Annotated in this window: 15 protein-coding genes; 9 read left to right on the forward strand and 6 right to left on the reverse strand. The window is 28.9% G+C overall.

Features of this window, described 5'->3' with window-relative positions:
* Window positions 1-4: 4 nt before the first annotated feature.
* The 7 genes from CPIN18021_RS03630 (at window position 5) to CPIN18021_RS03660 (ending at window position 9,686) form a co-directional block, all read left to right on the forward strand.
* The gene (locus CPIN18021_RS03630; RefSeq protein ID WP_078424420.1) at window positions 5-1,420 is read left to right on the forward strand and encodes a COG3400 family protein; all 1,416 of its coding nucleotides are present in this window, start codon (window positions 5-7) and stop codon (window positions 1,418-1,420) included.
* Between the two features lie 106 nt (window positions 1,421-1,526).
* Entirely contained in the window at window positions 1,527-2,567 is a 1,041-nt protein-coding gene (gene aroB / locus CPIN18021_RS03635; RefSeq protein WP_078424421.1) for a 3-dehydroquinate synthase, read from the forward strand.
* Window positions 2,564-4,144 carry a mechanosensitive ion channel family protein gene (locus CPIN18021_RS03640; protein WP_078423188.1) on the forward strand — a complete coding sequence of 527 codons (1,581 nt, stop codon included), beginning with the start codon at window positions 2,564-2,566 and terminating at the stop codon, window positions 4,142-4,144. The genes aroB and CPIN18021_RS03640 overlap by 4 nt, the downstream gene beginning before the upstream one ends.
* On the forward strand, window positions 4,141-5,388 hold the full coding sequence (gene mtaB, locus CPIN18021_RS03645) for a tRNA (N(6)-L-threonylcarbamoyladenosine(37)-C(2))-methylthiotransferase MtaB (protein WP_078423189.1): 1,248 nt from the start codon (window positions 4,141-4,143) through the stop codon (window positions 5,386-5,388). The genes CPIN18021_RS03640 and mtaB overlap by 4 nt, the downstream gene beginning before the upstream one ends.
* Window positions 5,375-7,030, forward strand: coding sequence for an ATP-dependent metallopeptidase FtsH/Yme1/Tma family protein (locus tag CPIN18021_RS03650; RefSeq protein ID WP_078424872.1), 1,656 nt, complete (start codon window positions 5,375-5,377; stop codon window positions 7,028-7,030). Before mtaB ends, CPIN18021_RS03650 begins: the two co-directional genes overlap by 14 nt.
* Window positions 7,031-7,039: 9 nt before the next feature.
* Window positions 7,040-7,582: a molybdopterin adenylyltransferase gene (gene mog, locus CPIN18021_RS03655; RefSeq protein ID WP_078424422.1), complete on the forward strand. Its 543-nt coding sequence runs from the start codon at window positions 7,040-7,042 to the stop codon at window positions 7,580-7,582.
* A 70-nt stretch (window positions 7,583-7,652) separates the two neighbouring features.
* The gene (locus CPIN18021_RS03660; RefSeq protein ID WP_078424423.1) at window positions 7,653-9,686 is read left to right on the forward strand and encodes an ATP-dependent helicase; all 2,034 of its coding nucleotides are present in this window, start codon (window positions 7,653-7,655) and stop codon (window positions 9,684-9,686) included.
* Between the two features lie 676 nt (window positions 9,687-10,362).
* On the opposite strand, the gene dnaK is transcribed toward CPIN18021_RS03660, so the two are convergent.
* Genes dnaK through CPIN18021_RS03675 form a run of 3 tightly spaced genes read right to left on the reverse strand, consistent with a single transcriptional unit; the run spans window position 10,363 to window position 13,621 of the window.
* On the reverse strand, window positions 10,363-12,234 hold the full coding sequence (gene dnaK / locus CPIN18021_RS03665; protein ID WP_078423192.1) for a molecular chaperone DnaK: 1,872 nt from the start codon (window positions 12,232-12,234) through the stop codon (window positions 10,363-10,365).
* 35 nt (window positions 12,235-12,269) lie between these two features.
* The gene (gene grpE, locus CPIN18021_RS03670) at window positions 12,270-12,824 is read right to left on the reverse strand and encodes a nucleotide exchange factor GrpE (RefSeq protein ID WP_078423193.1); all 555 of its coding nucleotides are present in this window, start codon (window positions 12,822-12,824) and stop codon (window positions 12,270-12,272) included.
* A complete protein-coding gene (locus tag CPIN18021_RS03675; RefSeq protein WP_078423194.1) occupies window positions 12,821-13,621 on the reverse strand; it encodes an HrcA family transcriptional regulator in 801 nt (266 codons plus the stop codon). Before CPIN18021_RS03675 ends, grpE begins: the two co-directional genes overlap by 4 nt.
* 286 nt (window positions 13,622-13,907) lie before the next feature.
* Between CPIN18021_RS03675 and CPIN18021_RS03680 the strand changes: the two genes are divergently transcribed.
* Together CPIN18021_RS03680 and CPIN18021_RS08995 are read left to right on the forward strand one after the other, a co-directional pair.
* Window positions 13,908-14,153: a helix-turn-helix domain-containing protein gene (locus CPIN18021_RS03680; protein WP_078423195.1), complete on the forward strand. Its 246-nt coding sequence runs from the start codon at window positions 13,908-13,910 to the stop codon at window positions 14,151-14,153.
* Between the two features lie 3 nt (window positions 14,154-14,156).
* The gene (locus CPIN18021_RS08995) at window positions 14,157-14,321 is read left to right on the forward strand and encodes a hypothetical protein (protein WP_180375108.1); all 165 of its coding nucleotides are present in this window, start codon (window positions 14,157-14,159) and stop codon (window positions 14,319-14,321) included.
* An 11-nt stretch (window positions 14,322-14,332) separates the two neighbouring features.
* Here CPIN18021_RS08995 and murG read toward each other — a convergent pair whose 3' ends face one another.
* The 3 genes from murG to thiF all read right to left on the reverse strand — a co-directional run bounded on the left by murG (window position 14,333) and on the right by thiF (window position 18,115).
* Window positions 14,333-15,364: an undecaprenyldiphospho-muramoylpentapeptide beta-N-acetylglucosaminyltransferase gene (gene murG / locus CPIN18021_RS03685; protein ID WP_078424424.1), complete on the reverse strand. Its 1,032-nt coding sequence runs from the start codon at window positions 15,362-15,364 to the stop codon at window positions 14,333-14,335.
* Window positions 15,361-16,521 (reverse strand): peptidoglycan glycosyltransferase FtsW, encoded by a 1,161-nt coding sequence (locus tag CPIN18021_RS03690; RefSeq protein ID WP_078424425.1) that lies wholly within the window; start codon window positions 16,519-16,521, stop codon window positions 15,361-15,363. Before CPIN18021_RS03690 ends, murG begins: the two co-directional genes overlap by 4 nt.
* A gap of 742 nt (window positions 16,522-17,263) precedes the next feature.
* Window positions 17,264-18,115, reverse strand: a complete 852-nt coding sequence (gene thiF / locus CPIN18021_RS03695) for a sulfur carrier protein ThiS adenylyltransferase ThiF (RefSeq protein WP_078424426.1) — start codon at window positions 18,113-18,115, stop codon at window positions 17,264-17,266.
* Between the last annotated feature and the right edge of the window lie 10 nt (window positions 18,116-18,125).

Here is an 18,125-nt window from a genome sequence, read left to right on the forward strand (position 1 = left end):
ATATATGGAAAAAATTTTAGTAGTAGCACAAGGTGATCTTGCTGTTGGCTTTTTAAAAAGATTGTTTGAAAATAGATCAAATCAACATTACTATACTATAATTTCAAATGTAAAAGAGAGTGATTTTAACAATAATAGCGATTATTTTAAATTTTATAATTTTGATCCAACAAGTTTTTCAAAAATAAGTGCTATTGTAAAAGATAACTTTAGTCAGTTTATAATATTTGCAGATGATAAAAATGAAAGTTTGGAAATATACAAAAACCTAAGAAATATAAGTAAAAAAACAGAGATAATCTTACTTAGTCTTTGGGGTGTTGTTGAACAAGATATAAAGAATGATAAATATACTAAATTTATAGATGCTAAGGATATCTTATCATCCATTTTTATAAGATATTTACCAAATATGCCTATTTTGGCTGATAATATAGGTCTTGGTGAGGGTGAGATAATGGAGGTTAAAGTTCCAGTTGGAAGCTCTTACATGTATAGACATCTAAGTTCTATACAACAAAGAAAATGGCGTATAGCTCTTATATATAGACAAAATGATATTATTTTACCTAAAAATAATACAATGATACTTCCAAATGATACTTTAATTATTGTTGGTGACCCTAATGTTTTAAGAAATGTCTTTAGGTCTATTAAGTTAGAAAAAGGTCAATTTCCAAATCCTTTTGGGAATAATATATATACTTTTATAGATATGAAAGCCATGAATGAAAAAGAGATAAAAAAGCTAATAGACAATAGCCTTTATCTAAACTCAAAGCTTAGTAATAGGCGTTTGATATTTAAAATTATAAATCCTACATTGGGCGATAATTTAAATAGAATCGTGAGTAAAATCAGTGATAAAAATATATCTTATAATATAGATTATTATACAAGAGATAATTCTCATATTGTTGGAGATGTTGTAAATTTTGATATTGGTCTTGTTATAACAAGCAATGATTACTTTTTTAAGTTTAAAAAGTTATTTCATTCACTTGCCTTGCCTATATTAAAAATAGGAAATTCTGCTATAAATAATATCAAACAAGGTGTTATTTTTGGTGATAGTAAGATGGATATAGAGAATCAATCAGCTGTTATACTTGATTGTTGTTCTCAGCTTGACATAGGTATAGAGCTTCATTATTTTGATGATAATGTAAATGAAGATGATACTTTAGCTGAGCATTTTGATAGTATTAGCGCTCTTTTTAATAAAAATATAGAGATAAAAAAATACGAAGAAAAAAATCCTATTTTGCACTTATCAAAACAAGATGATTTATTACATTTTGTATCATTTGATGAGTATGTTAGTAGATCAGATGGCTTATCTTTATTTTCTAATACTTTAAACCGCCAGTATAAAATACTAAAAGACAATTCTCAGCTTTTTATTCCAGCTGTTTTATGACAAATAAAATTAATTTATAGTTCGCTTAATTGCAATTTATTCTCTGCTAATTAAGGCAAAATATTGGTTTTTTTAGATAGTATTTTAATACTAAAGGAATAGTGCTATGCAAATAGATGTAAGATTAAATTGTAGTGAAAAAAATTACAAAGTTTATGTTAATGAGCTTGATAAAATACAACATAAAGGTAAGATAGCTATTATCACAAACCCAAAGGTTTCAGGGCTTCATTTGAAGTCATTGCTTGAAAATATAGTTTGTGATGAGTGCTTTGTTGTAAGTGTTCCAGATGGAGAACAATATAAAAATTTACAAACTTGTGAAAATATTTTAGAACAACTTTTTATTAGTAAGCTAGACCGTTCTAGTATGCTCATATCTTTTGGTGGCGGGGTTGTTAGTGATATTACCGGATTTGTGGCTAGCATTTATCAAAGAGGAATAAAATTTATAAATATTCCTACCACTCTATTGTCACAAGTTGATGCTAGTGTTGGAGGAAAGACTGGCGTAAATAATAAGTTTGGTAAAAATTTAATCGGTTCTTTTTATCAACCAGAGGTTGTTTATTGCGAAACTAAATTTCTAAAAACACTATCACAAAGAGAATTTTCTGCTGGACTTGCGGAAGTGGTTAAAATGGCTGTTATGTTTGATAAAGATTTTTTTGATTTTATGCAAAATAGTGATATTAAAGATAAAAATATATTGGAAGAAATTATTAAAAAAGCGATAAAATTAAAAGCGGATATAGTTATGCAAGATGAAAAAGAGCTGGGGATAAGAGCTTTACTTAATTATGGCCATACATTTGCTCATGTTATAGAAAACGAAACAAAATATAGCGTTTATTTGCATGGTGAAGCTGTTGCTATCGGAATTAATATGGCAAATGAGCTTTCTTTAAGATTGGGATTAATTACGCAAGATGAAAAAGATATGATTAGGAATTTGTTAGTTAAGTTTAATTTACCTGTGTCGTATAAAATAGAAGATATTGAGAGATTTTATAATGCTTTTTTTCTTGATAAAAAGAGTCAGAACAATAGTATAAAATTTATATTAGCCAACGGAATTGGTAAAAACATTATAAAAAGCGATATTGATAAAGATTTAATTTGTGAAGTATTGAGTGAATTTAGATGAGATTTGTATTATTATTTTTTATTTTTTTATTTCAAGTTTTTGCAGACAATAATGTTAGTATTGATAGTAACTTAACAAATACAAGTATTTTAGATAGTAAAAAGCAACTAGAAAGTATAAACCTTTACCTTAAAAATAATATTTGGATGGCTAGATATGCCAACTATAATACTTTTCAAAGAATAAATAATGAACTTGAAGATAATGAAAGATTGATTAAAAAATACTCAAAAGATAGTAAGAAAAAGTCAGATATTTCTAAAAAAATAAAATATCTAAAAGATCAATTAGAGCTTTTAAAAGAGTATGAAAAAACTCCATTTTCAAATATGCTATCAGCTCCAGAGGTAGCTATTGCGCCTCGTATTACAAACCCAATCATGATGATTTCAGGGTTTTCATATATTAAAAAAATAAGAAGCGATAAAGAAGAGTATAAACATCATATTAATGAGCTTGATAATTTGTTAAAAAAATTAAAAGAAAAAGAGGAAATTTTAACTACTATCTTGCCAAATGATTTTAACAAAACAGTGCCAAATAAAATTTATGAACTCAGGACTCAAATAAGCGAGTTTGAGAGTGCAAAGCAGATTGCCGACACTACATTTGATGTATATGAAAAACGGGCAGATGAGTCTATAAATATAGCTACAAATGATATAAAATCACAAATTATAAGCACTATAAATATAGCTATTTTTATTATAGCTATAATAGCTATTTCATTCTTTTTTAAATTTATAGCAAAAAAAACTATAACAGATAATGATAGATTTTATATTGTAAATAAATTTATAAACTTTATAAATTTTGTTCTTATTATTCTTACATTGCTTTTTGTATATATAGAAAATGTTACATATGTTGTTACAGTTTTAGGTTTTGCATCAGCTGGTATTGCTATTGCTATGAAAGATATGTTTATGTCTATGCTTGGCTGGGTTGTTATAATATTTGGTGGTTCTATTCATGTTGGAGATAGGGTTAGAGTTAGCCATAATGGAAATATATATGTTGGCGATATCATAGATATATCTGTGCTTAGAATGACACTTTTTGAAGATGTCACCCTTACTACATATAAAGAAAATAGGCGTGGCGGAAGGATAGTTTTTATACCAAATAATTATATTTTTACAGAGCTTATATCTAATTATTCTCATCACGGCATGAAGACTGTATGGGATGGAATAGATGTTGTTTTGAGTTTTGATAGTAATCACAAAAAAGCTGTTCATATAGCAAAAACAATAACAAGAAAATATGCAAAAGGTTATACTGATATAGCTAAAAGACAGATGACAAGACTTAGAAATGAATATAGTATAAAAAATCCAAATGTAGAACCTAGGGTTTTTACATTTTTTGAACCCTATGGTATAAATGTTTCTATATGGTTTATGTCAAACTCATATGCTACTTTGACATTAAGAAGCACTATTAGTTCAGAGCTTATAGATGCTTTCAATAAAGAAGATGATATAGTTATAGCTTACCCTACTCAAACTATGTACTTTAGTAAAAAGCTATCTCCAAAGGAGCATGCTGATTTAGATAAAGAGGTGCTTTCTTGAAAAGAGATAAAATTTTTTTTAAAACATTTGGTTGCAGGACAAATATCTATGATACAGAACTTATAAAAAGTTATGTTAAAGATTATGATATAACTAATGATGAAGATACGGCTGATGTGGTGGTGGTAAACTCTTGTACGGTTACGAATGGTGCAGATAGTGGTGTTAGGAGTTATATAAATGGTCTTAAAAAGCGTGGAGTTAAGGTTGTCTTGACTGGTTGTGGTGCTGTTAGTAAAGGAAAAGAGCTTTATGATAAAAATGGTATTTTTGGAGTTATAGGTGCTAGTGAAAAGTCAAAAATAAATGAGTTGCTTTCAAACAACTCTAGATTTTTTGAACTCGGAAATCTAAACTCAATAGATAAAAATATAGTTACAAATTATGAAAATCACACAAAGGCTTTTATAAAAATTCAAGAGGGTTGTAATTTTGCTTGTTCTTATTGCATAATACCTAGTGTTAGGGGTAAGTCAAGAAGTATGGATGAAAACTCAATAATAAATGAGGCAAAAATTCTAGCTTCAAATGGTTATAACGAACTTGTTTTAACTGGTACAAATATAGGAAGTTATGGTAAGGACAGTGGCAGTTCTTTGGGTAAGCTTTTGTATAAACTTGGTCGCATATCTGGCATAAAAAGAATAAGGCTTGGAAGTATAGAGCCTAGTCAGATAGATGATGATTTTAGAGAAATTTTAAAAGAGCCTTGGCTTGAAAGACATCTTCATATAGCACTTCAACACACAAGCCAAGCTATGCTTAGTATAATGAGGCGTAGAAATCAAGCATTTAAGGATTTAGAACTTTTTTGTGAATTAAGAGAGCTTGGTTTTGCTTTAGGGACTGATTTTATAGTGGGACATCCTGGCGAAAGCGATGATATTTGGGAAGATGCTTTAATAAATTTTAAGAAATTCCCATTAACTCATATTCATGCTTTTATATATTCTCCAAGAAACAACACTTATTCATCAACATTAAAGCAAGATGTTAATGGTGCTGTGGCAAAACAAAGGTTAAAAACACTAAAAGATATAGTTTTACAAAATAATATTGATTTTAGAAGAGAAAACAGCATTCCTTTGCAAATTTTAGTAGAACAAAAAAATGGTGATTTCTTTGAGGGTTCTGATCAATTTTATAACAAGGTAAAAATAAGCTCAGATAAAGATATATCAAAAGAGTGGGTAGAAATTAAAAACTACAAAATAAGGGATGATGCAAATTATGCAGAAATTTAAATTTGAAAAGAAAAATATAGCTATCATAGCTCTTGTTTTACTTGTTGCGGTTATAGTTTTTGCTGTTTTTAGGGGTGAACCTAAAAATATAAGCTATGTAAATTTAGACCAATTTATAAAAAATGAACAGATACAAAAAGCCGTAATTAGTGGAAGCGATATCGTTTTTTATACAAAAAACAACAGATATAAAATTATAAAAGATGCTATAGATATAAAAGAACTTGCAAAAACAATACCAATAGAGCAAGAAAAACAATATATTATGATGGATGAGGTTTTTACAATTTTATTTTTGTTGATTATGATTTTTGTGTTTTTATTTGTTTTAAGTAAAATTAAAACAAATAAGGCGAATTATATGAATAAAAATCCAGCTTTTGAGCTTGAAAATATGGTTCAGTCAAGTATAAATCCAGTTGTATCAAATATAAATTTTAGTAATGTAGCTGGCATTAAAGATGTTAAAATAGAGCTTAGTGAGATAGTTGATTTTTTGAAAAATCCATCAAAATATAAAGAATTTGGTATAAAAATGCCAAAAGGTGTTTTGATGGTAGGACCACCGGGTGTAGGTAAGACACTTATAGCAAAAGCTGTTGCTGGCGAAGCAAATGTTCCATTTTTTTATCAAAATGGTGCTAGTTTTGTTCAAATTTATGTCGGTATGGGGGCAAAAAGAGTTAGAGAGCTTTTTGCAAAAGCAAAAGCTTATGCGCCATCTATTGTTTTTATAGATGAGATAGATGCTGTTGGTAAAAGTAGAGGTGGTGATAGAAATGATGAAAGAGAGGCTACATTAAATCAGCTTTTAACAGAAATGGACGGTTTTTTGGATAACTCAGGTGTTATTGTCATAGCTGCTACAAATCGTATAGAGATGATAGATGAAGCACTTTTAAGGTCTGGTAGATTTGATAGAAGAATTTTTTTATCAATGCCAAATGTTGGCGATAGGATAGATATCTTAAAATCATACTTGTCTGGAAAAACAACAAATGTTGATATTGAAGAAATTGCAAAAATGACAGTTGGTTTTTCAGGAGCTGCGCTTAGTACGTTGGTTAATGAAGCTGCAATAAATGCTTTAAGGCGTGGTGTTAGGGTTATAGAAACTTCTGATTTTGAAGCTGTTTCAAATAAAGTATTACTTGGTAAAAAAAGGGTTTTAAGCTATACAGAGCATGAAAAAAAGATACAATCCATTTATCAGGGTGCAAAGGCTCTTAGTGCTTATTGGTTTGATATAAAATTTGATAAAATTTCTCTTATCGAGGATCGTTTTTTGGGTGCTGAGCGAGAGATAGAGTCAAAGACTCAAATGTTATCAAGGATTAAGGTTTATCTTGCTGGAATGGTTAAACTGGAGCTTGAGTTTAATGATGTCTTTTCAAATTCTTATTATGATTTAAATATAGCAAAAAGTATAGCCGAAAAAATGGTGTTTGAATACGGAATGGGGCAATCTTTTACTTCAAATGTTTTGGATGTTGAGAATATATTAAAAACAGCCAAAACTGAAATATCTGAGTTTTTACAAGGTATGAAAATACAAAGTGAAGATATTTCAAATTTTATCTTTGAAAATGAAAGTATAGATAGATTTGATGTTTCTAAAATTTTAAATAAAACTTATGATTAGGAGTATGAGATGGATAAGAAATTAAAAATAGGTATATTAACATTAAGCGATAGAGCTAGTGAGGGCATTTATGAAGATATTTCTGGAAATGCCATAAAAGAACTTATGGATGATTGGATTGTTAGCGAAAGAGATTATGTTTATAGAGTTATCCCTGATGATTTTGATCTTATAAAAAACACACTTATTGAGTTTGCAGATGAGCTAAAATGCGATTTGATTCTTACCACTGGTGGAACTGGTCCTGCCTTAAGAGATGTTACGCCTGAAGCTACTGAGGCTGTTTGTGAAAAGATGATGCCAGGTTTTGGTGAGATGATGAGAAATGAGAGCTTAAAGTACGTTCCTACTGCTATTTTGTCTAGGCAGACAGCTGGAATTCGTGCAAATTCTCTTATAGTAAATTTACCAGGAAGCCCAAGAGCTATAAAAGAGTGTTTAGAGCCTATTTTTCCAGCTATACCGTATTGTATAGATTTGATAAATGGTGCTTATATTAAAACAGATGAAACAAAAATGAAAGTTTTTAGACCTAAACAAAGAAAGGCTTAAAATTTTATATTTTTCTACCAGATAAAATCAAAACACATATTTAGATTATTTTTATACATTAGGAGTTTTTATGCCACTTTCTAGACTAAATCAAGAGCAATATACTGCTGCTACTGCACCTTTTGGTGCGAATTTAGTTATAGCTAGTGCGGGAACTGGAAAAACTTCTACTATAGTAGCTAGAATCGCACATCTTTTAAATTTGGGTTGTGAACCGCAAAAGATACTGCTTTTGACTTTTACAAATAAAGCTGCTACAGAGATGATAGAAAGGTTAAATCGTTATTTTGATAAAAGTATAACTTCATCTATCACATCAGGCACATTTCATTCGGTATCTTATACCTTACTTAAAAAAATTGGGAAAAATGTAACATTAAAACAGCCAAGTGAGCTAAAAATGCTTCTAAAAAGCATAGTAGAAAAGCGAAAATTTTATCATTTAAGCGACATTAAACCATATGGTGGAGCTTATTTGTATGATGTTTATTCACTTTATCAAAACTCATCACAAGATGATAATTTTCACGATTATTTTGTAGCAAAAAATAGCGAACAAGCTCTTTATGCTGAAATTTATGAAGATATTTTAAAAGAATTTGAATTAGAGAAAGAGAAATTTGGCTATGTTGATTTTAATGATTTGCTTATTAAAATGAGAGATGAACTTAAAAATAATATAGATATAAAATATGATGAAATTTTAATAGATGAATATCAAGATACAAATACTCTTCAAGGGTCTTTAATAGATGCTTTTAATACAAAAAGTTTGTTTTGTGTTGGTGATTTTGATCAAAGTATTTATGCTTTTAATGGGGCAAATATAGAGATCATAGGTTCTTTTAAAGATCGTTTTAAAGATGCAAATATATATGCTTTAAATGTTAATTATCGCTCAAGCTCTTCTATACTTGCACTTGCAAATAAGGTTATATCAAACAATCCTAGACTTTACGAAAAAAAGCTGGTTGTGAGTAGGGAAGGTAAGTTTAAAAATCCGACATTGCTTGTTTATAATGAGCTTTTTGACCAATACACAAACATAGCAGATATTATCTCTTTATCGCCTTATGATAGAGAAAATATAGCTATTATTTTTAGAAATAACTCATCAGCAGATGGGATCGAGGTAGCTTTAAAAGAAAAAGGTGTAAATTCAAAAAGAAAGGGTGGTATTAGCTTTTTTGAAAGTAAAGAGATAAAGTCTTTGATTGATTTGATTGGAATTTATGTAAATCCAAAAGATATTATGGCATTTATACATATATTTGAATATGCAAAAGGTATAGGAAATGCTTTGAGTAAGGACATTTTTGATACTTTAATTAAGCTTGGGCATGGTGATTTGGTAAAAGGGCTTTTAAAACCAGACAGCACTGTGGATATAAAAAGTAAAAAAGTTCGCAATTATCAGCTTGGGCTTTTTGATGACTTTGATGATATTTCTGATGTTAATAAATTTAAAAATTTAAACTTTGATAGTGAATTTTTGTCTCATCCGGTTTTAAAAAAAGAAAAATTAAGCGAAGATGGTGCCAACTTTTTATATGAACTTTTAAATTTATTAAAAAAATTACAAAATTTAAATGATCCATATTTTTTTATAAAACATATACAAAATAGTAAAATTTTCTATTTTATAGTTGATGTTTTGTCTACAAAAAGGGCAACTTTAAAAAATGGAAATGTTGATTTGACTCTTAAAGAAGAGATACAAGAAAAGATATTTCAAAAAACAAATGTCTTGCTTGAGCTTAGTAAAAAATATAATAATGTTGAAAAATTTTATAATTTTATAACACTTGGTAGTAATGAAATGAGTGAAGGGCAGGGGGTTAGTTTGCTTAGTGTTCATGCTAGTAAGGGACTTGAGTTTGAACAAGTTTTTGTCGTTGATTTAGCACAAAATAGATTTCCAAATTTGAAATTAATGAGTATGGGTGGGAGTTTGGAAGAAGAAAGAAGGTTGTTTTATGTTGCTGTTACTAGGGCAAAAGATGAGCTTTATCTGAGTTATGCGAGATTTGACAAAATGAAAAAAGTAAACTATCAACCAAGCTGTTTTTTGGTTGAAGCTGGAATGGCAAAAGAAAGTTATTAGATTTTAATTTTTAGTAATTTATTTTACAAAGTGCTTAAATATAAAAACGATATTACTAATTTCAACAACCGCTCTTTTTGTGATGGATATTTGTAGCTACAAACAATCTTATTGTTGAAGCCTTGTCGCGTAGAAGTTTTTTGGGTTAGGATATTTTTATTAAGAAGACAAAGAAATGAAGCAATCATAAAAAGAATACTAGATTGTGAATTTTGTGATTTTAGTTTTAAATTTGGTTGCTCTCAATATAATAATTTAAATAAACTAAAAAATAGATAAAAAATAATTTCCACCAAAGTTTGTATATACCAATGATGTATTTCCTAAAGACTTTATGTCAAAATAATGGAGTTGTATAACAAAAAGCTAAATTTCTAAGACTTAATGTTCTTTAAAATATTGGTAATATAGTAGCTTTAAAATTTTTTATCAAGAGTTATAAACATTGTAATTGCTAAATCTTTCTAAACACTTGCGTTTAACAACGAGTTGTTTGTATTTTACATTAAACAATTTAAAAGAATAATTTTAAAACATGAAGCTTTTATAAATATCAATAGAAGTTTATGCAGGTATTATATAGATAAAAGAATATTAATAAATTTATTTTTTAGAGAAATTTTTATATAAATAATTAAATTATTAGGGGTGGTGTCCACCCCTTCAAAAAAGTATCTTACTCAACTTCGGCGTCTATAACGTCATCATCTTTTTTCTTAGAATTTGCTTCGTTTGCATCGCCTTCTTTTTTATACATAGCTTCAGCAAGTTTATGACTAGCGGCACTTAAATCTTTTACCTTAGCATCTATTTGCTCTTTTGTAGAGTTTTGATCTTTAAGAGTCTCTTTTAACTCATCTAGAGCTTTTTGTATATTATTTCTGTCTTCTTCCGGTACTTTTTCACCAAGCTCATCCATGCTTTTTTGTGTTTGATGAACTAATGCATCAGCTTGATTTCTAGCCTCTACAGCTTCTTTTCTTTTATTGTCTTCTTCTTTGTGAAGCTCTGCCTCTTTTACCATCTTGTTAATCTCTTCATCACTTAAGCCGCTTGAGCCAGATATTGTGATATTTTGAGCTTTTCCGGTAGCTTTATCTTTAGCTGAAACAGTAAGTATACCATTGGCATCTATGTCAAACTCAACTTCTATTTGAGGAACTCCACGAGGTGCAGCTGGTATTCCTTCAAGGTTAAATTGTCCTAAAGATTTATTATCTCTTGCAAACTCACGCTCACCTTGTATTACGTTGATTGTAACAGCACTTTGATTATCTTCAGCTGTTGAGAATACTTGGTTTTTCTTAGTAGGTATTGTTGTGCCTTTTTCTATTATTTTAGACATAACTCCACCAAGTGTTTCTATACCAAGGCTAAGTGGTGTAACATCAAGAAGCAATACATCTTTAACATCGCCTTTTATAACAGCACCTTGGATAGAAGCACCTATAGATACTACTTCATCAGGATTTACGCTTTTATTTAGCTCTTTACCAAATGCTTTTTTAACCTCTTCTTGAACAAGTGGAACCCTTGTAGAACCACCAACCATTACGATCTCTTTTACTTCGTTTTTACTTAGTCCAGCATCTTTTATAACTTCATTTATTTTTGTTATTGTTTCAGCTACTAAAGATTCTATCATTCCTTCAAATTTAGCACGGCTTAAAGTTTTTACAAGGTGTTTTGGACCACTTGCATCTGCTGTAATAAACGGAAGATTTATATTTGTTTCTGATGCAGAACTTAACTCTTTTTTAGCATTTTCAGCAGCTTCTTTTAAACGTTGAGAAGCCATTACATCACCTTTTAAATCTATTCCGGTTTCAGATTTAAACTCATTTGCAAGCCAGTCAATTATAAGGTTGTCAAAGTCATCACCACCTAAAAATGCATTACCACCAGTAGCTAGAACTTCTACAACATTGTCGCCAGTTTCCAAAACAGTAACGTCAAATGTACCACCACCAAGGTCATAAACCAATATCTTTTCAGCTTCTTTTTTATCTAAACCATAAGAAAGAGCAGCTGCTGTTGGTTCATTTATAATACGTAAAACATTTAATCCAGCTATTGTTCCAGCTTCTTTTGTAGCTTTTCTTTGGCTATCGTTAAAGTAAGCAGGCACAGTAATAACAGCATCAACAACTTTTTCACCTAAAAATGCTTCAGCATCTTCTTTTAGTTTCATTAAAACTTTTGCAGAAATTTCTTGTGGCGTATAAACTTTGCCAGAAATTTCAATAGCGCATGCGCCATTTCTATCAACTACGTGATAAGGAAGTCTGTTTTTTGCTTCTTTTGCTGCATCTTCATTGCTCATAAGTCCCATAATACGCTTTATAGAATAAATAGTTTTTTCAGGGTTTGTTACAGCTTGACGTTTTGCAACATCACCAACTAATACATCGCCTTTATCTGTAAAAGCTACCACTGAAGGAGTTGTGTTTTTTCCCTCCTTATTTGGTATAACCTTACTTTCTCCACGTTCAAAAACGCTAACACAAGAGTTTGTTGTTCCTAAGTCTATTCCTATAACTTTTGACATGTTCTTTCCTTTTTATTAAATTTTTATTTTCTAAATTAATTTGCGATACTAACCATTGCTGGTCTTAAAACCCTACCGTTTATAGTATATCCTACTTGCATAACTTGCACTATTTGTCCACTTGTGTGATTTTCGCTATCTACTCTTAATACAGCGTTATGCACATTTGGATCAAAATCTATATCAGTTTGTATCTCTTTTATACCGTGCTTTTCAAAGCATTTTTTAAACTCATCTAACGTTAAAAGCACACCTTCTTTTATCTTTTTTGCAAATTCATCTTCTGACGCATCAAAATTTACAGCCATAAGCATAGCATCTATGACGGGCAAAAGATCTCTTGCAAATTTCTCATTTGCATAGCTTGCTATCCCTTCTTTTTCTTTTTCAAAACGCTTTTTCATGTTTTCAAAATCAGCATTAGCTCTATAATACTTATTTGTTAATTCACTAAGTTCTTTTTCTAATTCTAAAACTTTTGAAAACTCTTCTTGTGATAGATTGTTTAAGTCAATATTATCACTAGTTAATTCCTCGTTTTCAGTTACATTTTCTAAATTATTTTCTTCTTGTTTTATATCTTCGCTCATGCTACTTCCTTTATGTTATTTAAAAATCTAATATAGTTAGCATATACGCTTCCGCTACATACCATTATAGAGTCTTCTCCTTTGTAATTTGCTGCCAATTTTAAACCCATAAAACCATCTTCAAATAATGGAGAAAAAGTTAATTTTTTCTTCATAAAATTTTCAAAACTTGGCTCTAAAATAGATTTTATTTTTTTATTTTCAAACATCTTCAAAGCCAAAATTTCATTTTCTTGAAAATAGATTTTTGTTCTTTTAAGCTCTCTTATTTTGCTTCTAAGTTCGCTTAAACCAACTTGGGATGATACTAATTCAAGCTTGTTTAAACTAACTCCTATTAAATTAGATAAGAATTTTTCAACCCTTATATCATATTTTAAAACTATCTCATCTTTTGTGAAATTAAGCACTAAAAATCTACTATCAACATTTAAAATTTCTTCTAAATTTTGATCGAGATTTCCAAAAATCATGCAATAAAGCTCATGCTTATCACACAAAAATTTTAAAATATTTTCATCATTTATAACAATTTCATCTGAAAAGTCATAGAAAAAATCATTCCAATATTTTTGCATAGCATTTACAGTAGGTATTCTTCCGCCACTTATATGAAGTTGCATTATTTCGCCTTCATCAGATAGCTTTTTAAAATATACTCTAATGGTAGATGCTGAGATATTCATATCCATGCGAGAGCCTAACTCATTAGAACCTATTGGAATGTTTTGTTCGATATAGGCATCTATGATTGAGTTAAGTATTATATCTCTTTTGCTTATTTTATTTGATTTCATCTATTAATTAGCACTCTTTCATTTAAATTGCTAAGTGAATTATACAATATTGAGTATATTATTGTCAAGTGTTAAATTTAATTATTTTAATTTATTTTACTTTAGTCTTATTAGCTAAAGTTTTATTATATAAAATAAGTCATATTTGATATAAATATACTACATATTGTATAAAACATATTAAATTTAATATATTTATATATATTTATAGTGCATTTAATGCTTAATATATAATTTTTTATATTTTTTAATGAATATTTAATACAATATTTAATATAATACTCGAATGATTGAAACAAATGATATTTTTAATTTACTTCACAATGCTGTTGAGTCTAAAAATTTGGGAAAGAAAATTTCTCAAAATGAAATGGCAAAAAGTCTTGGAATTCCTATGCGAACTTATCAGGACTGGAGACTTGGAAGAACAAAGCCTCAAGCTGCAGCTGTTGTTTGTAAAATGCTTTGCGAGCTTGATGATGAAGAAGTATTATTTGTTTTAAAAAAGATAAAAAAATTAGCTGGAGCATAATTTATGGATAAAATTACAAACAAAGAGCGTAGAGAGTTAGAGAGTGTATTTGCTTGTATATGCAGTAAAAAAGAGTCTAGATTTGTTTGTTTTTATAGAGAATTTTATGCTTTCACAACGTATAGATTAAAAAGAATAAAGGTTAGATTTAGATCAAAAAAGTGCTAAATGAGTTAAAATCAATCATTTAGCTTAGAGATAATATCTTTTATAATCTCATCTGTATTATCTTGATGTATTAAATTAGATAAAAGTTCAGATGTATTTTTTATATCGTATTCTTCAATCATTTTTAGAATTTCTTTATCATTTGCGCTATTTTTTATCTGTGTTGATATTTTTGCCAGATTTTTGTCTTGTAAAAATTTAGCATTGTGGTATTGATGGTTTTTTGCTGCATGTGGAAAAGGTATAAAAATACAAGGCAATGCATTTGCTATAAGCTCCCATAAAGAACTAGCTCCAGATCTTGTTATAGCCAAATCTGCTTTTTGCATTTTTTTTTCTATATTGTTGCAAAAGTCAAAAAGTTCTAGTTCTTGTTCTGTAAAGCCTAGCTCTTTGTATTGATTGTTTAATATTTGAAGTGAATCTTTACCACATTGATGTATGATGTTTATATTTTTTTCTTTTAAAATAGGTGCTATTTTGATAGCAAGTTCATTTATAGCTTTTGCACCCTGAGAACCACCTAAAAAAAGTATAGTTTTTAGATTACTTCTAACTCTTTGTGTTTGGAAAAATTTATCACTTACAGGATAAGCAAATGGATGTTTTTCATATGAACTATAAAACTGTTTTGCAAAAGGTTTGAGCATATAATTTAGTTTACCAATGATCGCATTTTGTTCATGTATAAAAATTGGTATATTTGATAAAATCGCTGCCAAAGATGCTGGTGCTGCGGAGTATCCACCAACACTAATTACAGCTTTTATATTGTTTTGTTTAAATATTTTTTTGCATTCAAACGATAGCTTTATGATATTTAAAAATGATTTTAGCTTGTTTAATCCTTTTTTGTTAACAACACCAGAGCTTTGTAAAAAGTATTTCTTATTAAAATTTGTATCATTTTCAAACCACATTTTATCTTGACCATTGGTTGAGCCTATAAAAATAGTTTGCTTGTTGTGTTGTTTTAATTGATGACAAAAGCTTCTAGCTATCGCTAAATGTCCGCCTGTTCCTCCGCCTGTTATTGCTATCATTGTTTTACCTTTTTACTTACCATCAAAACCATACCTATGCTTATACATACTGCTAAAACAGAGCTTCCGCCATAACTTAAAAATGGAACAGCTAGACCCTTTATTGGGACTAATGAGTTTATTCCGTAACTATTTATCAAAAATGAAAAAGATATCAAAAGTCCAATTCCAAGTGAAAATAGATGATAAACTTTGTTCTCACTTCTTGAAGATATCCTAAAAATTCTAAAAAGCAAAAATGAAAAAAGTATAACTATCACACTTATGCCCACAAATCCAACCTCTTCAGCTATACCAGCAAGAACAAAGTCAGTATGAACTTCGCTTAAAAACCCAAGCTTTATAACTCCAGCCCCTAAGCCTTCACCAAATATTTCTCCATGTTTTATTGCATTTAAAGAGTGTCCTACTTGGTATGGTTCTGGTGCATTATCTACTCTTAATACATCTGCTATTTGGTGTGGAAAAAATGACAAAATCATATCTTGTATGCTTCCCCACCAAGATTTTATTCTTAAAATTCTATGATCGGAGCTAAATATTATGATTATCGCAGCCAATGTTGCTGCTAATATTCCTATGCCAAAAAATTTTTTACTTGTTCCAGCAAAAAGTGCCATTATTATAAGTGTTAGTGCAAGAACAACTACTTGTCCTAAATCGTTTTGCAAAACAGCTATAAGATATATAATGATCATAAATAAAAATAAATATGGTGCTAGGATTTTCAACTCATCAACTAATCTTTTTTTTGAATTATCTATTTTTCTACTAAAACTCCAAGCTAAGAAATATACAAATCCTATTTTAAAAAACTCAACCGGTGCTAAAGAAAATCCAGGAAGTCTTATCCATCTTCTAGCGCCTCCAGCCTCTGTTACAAGAGAGCTTGGTAATACATACATTAATCCCATTATTAGTGTGCATGATATAAATAGACCAAAACCTATCCATATGAGAAATTTATCTGGATTTAGTCTAGAAATTCCCCACATCATAGCTATGCCTATCAAGGCTACAATAAATTGTCTTATAAAAAAATGATACTCGCTATAATTAAATGATAAAACCGTAAAAACAGATAAAGAAAGAGAAAATACTACGCCGATTATAAGTAACGAAACACTTAAAAAAAATAGAATTTTATCAGCACTCAAAATATTTCTCCGCTTTTATATAAATAGCCTATTATTTTATTTAAAACTATCTTATAAAGGTTTGAATTTTATATCTTAATAAACTCTTTGAATTATATGTCATTATTTGGGTTTGTGTGTTTGTAAAATAAATTTGACATACTTTGATTTTTAAACATATCCCGGCTAAATACAACGTTTTCACATTTAAGATCTTATGAATGCTCATATATAAAATCAGCAAAAATATGCCAAACTTTTAATACAACCAAAGCTGATATTGTGTGTTATTGTACCAGCTATTTTAAAATTCATCATAGATTTTTAAAATTTATACAATTAAATTCATTTTTGATTGCTTTGTATTAAATCTAACTCATTTTTTTTAATACTAAAATCATCAGCATTTTCTATGAGTTTTTACCAGCTTTATAAAAATCATTTTCTAGTTTAAGTATTATTTCTATGATATAAAATAAGTTAAATATGCCTAAAATAAGATCAATATCTCCAGTTAATAGAGTATATTTTTTTTGAAATTTTACATAAAGACTTGTTTTTTAGTGTTAAAAATTATGTTTTTTTGGTTTAACACCTAAAATTGGTGTAACTTGTTGTAAGGTGCATATTAAAAAATCATCAGTGGTTTTTACATAATAAAAATATTCGCATTTTGATAGTTTTTGCCAAACATAGCATTAGTTTTTATTGATATGATTGGCTTTTGAAGCTTATAAAAACTACTTAAAATTGTTTAATGATTTTATACATCTAAGTTCATCAATAGTCTTAATGCTAAGTTTGCTTCATGGTTTGCACATATAGCAACTCTAGGCGCCATTAACCCTTGACCTATTTTTGCTTCGTTTGTAAAATCTCCACATATATATAAGTTATTTGCAAATTTTACAGTTTTTATTAAGTTTGAACTATGCATTCCAGCCATTCCAGAACCACAAATTATTTTTTTCTCTTTTAGACTATTTCCAGCTTCTTTTATAATCATTGATTTGCTCAATGTATTGTCAAATGCTTCACAAACTATGCTACATTCTGAAAAAATATCTGCTACATTTGTTTTATCAAGATAAATTTCATGTGTTATCACTTCAACGAATGGATTTATTTTGCTAATTAGGTCTTTTAATGCATGTGTTTTATTCATGCCTATATGACTTACATAGTATTGCTGGCGATTTAAATTGCTTGGTTCTACTATGTCAAAATCAACCAAAATAAGTTTTGATACACCGACTCTAGCAAGACTTAAAGCTATGTTTGAACCAAGTCCGCCAAGTCCGGCTATGCCTACACAAGCATTTGATAGAGCATTGTTTAATTCAGGGGAATTTCTAGCTTCTATCATTGATTTTAATATCTCGTTGCTAGGCATAATACCACGTTTTATTATATTTATTTTATCGTTATCTTTTAAAGGCTGATTTTCTTTTGTGGCAAAACCATTTAGTATAAAAATGTCAGCTTCAAGTAGATTGTGTTTTTGTATAAAAAGAGAAATTTCACTTTTTAATTCATCTGAAATTTCACTTTTTAATTCGTTTAAGTCTTTTGAGTTTGTGTGAAAATTATATCCGTTAATTTCTATTTTTATCAATTTTTTACCC

Origin of the sequence: Campylobacter pinnipediorum subsp. caledonicus (assembly GCF_002022005.1) — a bacterium.
Taxonomy (GTDB): Bacteria; Campylobacterota; Campylobacteria; order Campylobacterales; family Campylobacteraceae; genus Campylobacter_A; species Campylobacter_A caledonicus.

Coding starts and splice junctions, on each gene's coding strand:
- CPIN18021_RS03630 (WP_078424420.1), top strand. CDS start 5: ATGGAAAAAATTTTAGTAGTAGCACAAGGTGATCTTGCTGTTGGCTTT.
- CPIN18021_RS08995 (WP_180375108.1), top strand. CDS start 14,157: ATGGATAAAATTACAAACAAAGAGCGTAGAGAGTTAGAGAGTGTATTT.
- aroB (WP_078424421.1), top strand. CDS start 1,527: ATGCAAATAGATGTAAGATTAAATTGTAGTGAAAAAAATTACAAAGTT.
- mog (WP_078424422.1), top strand. CDS start 7,040: ATGGATAAGAAATTAAAAATAGGTATATTAACATTAAGCGATAGAGCT.
- grpE (WP_078423193.1), bottom strand. CDS start 12,824: ATGAGCGAAGATATAAAACAAGAAGAAAATAATTTAGAAAATGTAACT.
- CPIN18021_RS03675 (WP_078423194.1), bottom strand. CDS start 13,621: ATGAAATCAAATAAAATAAGCAAAAGAGATATAATACTTAACTCAATC.
- CPIN18021_RS03660 (WP_078424423.1), top strand. CDS start 7,653: ATGCCACTTTCTAGACTAAATCAAGAGCAATATACTGCTGCTACTGCA.
- dnaK (WP_078423192.1), bottom strand. CDS start 12,234: ATGTCAAAAGTTATAGGAATAGACTTAGGAACAACAAACTCTTGTGTT.
- CPIN18021_RS03640 (WP_078423188.1), top strand. CDS start 2,564: ATGAGATTTGTATTATTATTTTTTATTTTTTTATTTCAAGTTTTTGCA.
- CPIN18021_RS03650 (WP_078424872.1), top strand. CDS start 5,375: ATGCAGAAATTTAAATTTGAAAAGAAAAATATAGCTATCATAGCTCTT.
- murG (WP_078424424.1), bottom strand. CDS start 15,364: ATGATAGCAATAACAGGCGGAGGAACAGGCGGACATTTAGCGATAGCT.
- CPIN18021_RS03680 (WP_078423195.1), top strand. CDS start 13,908: ATGATTGAAACAAATGATATTTTTAATTTACTTCACAATGCTGTTGAG.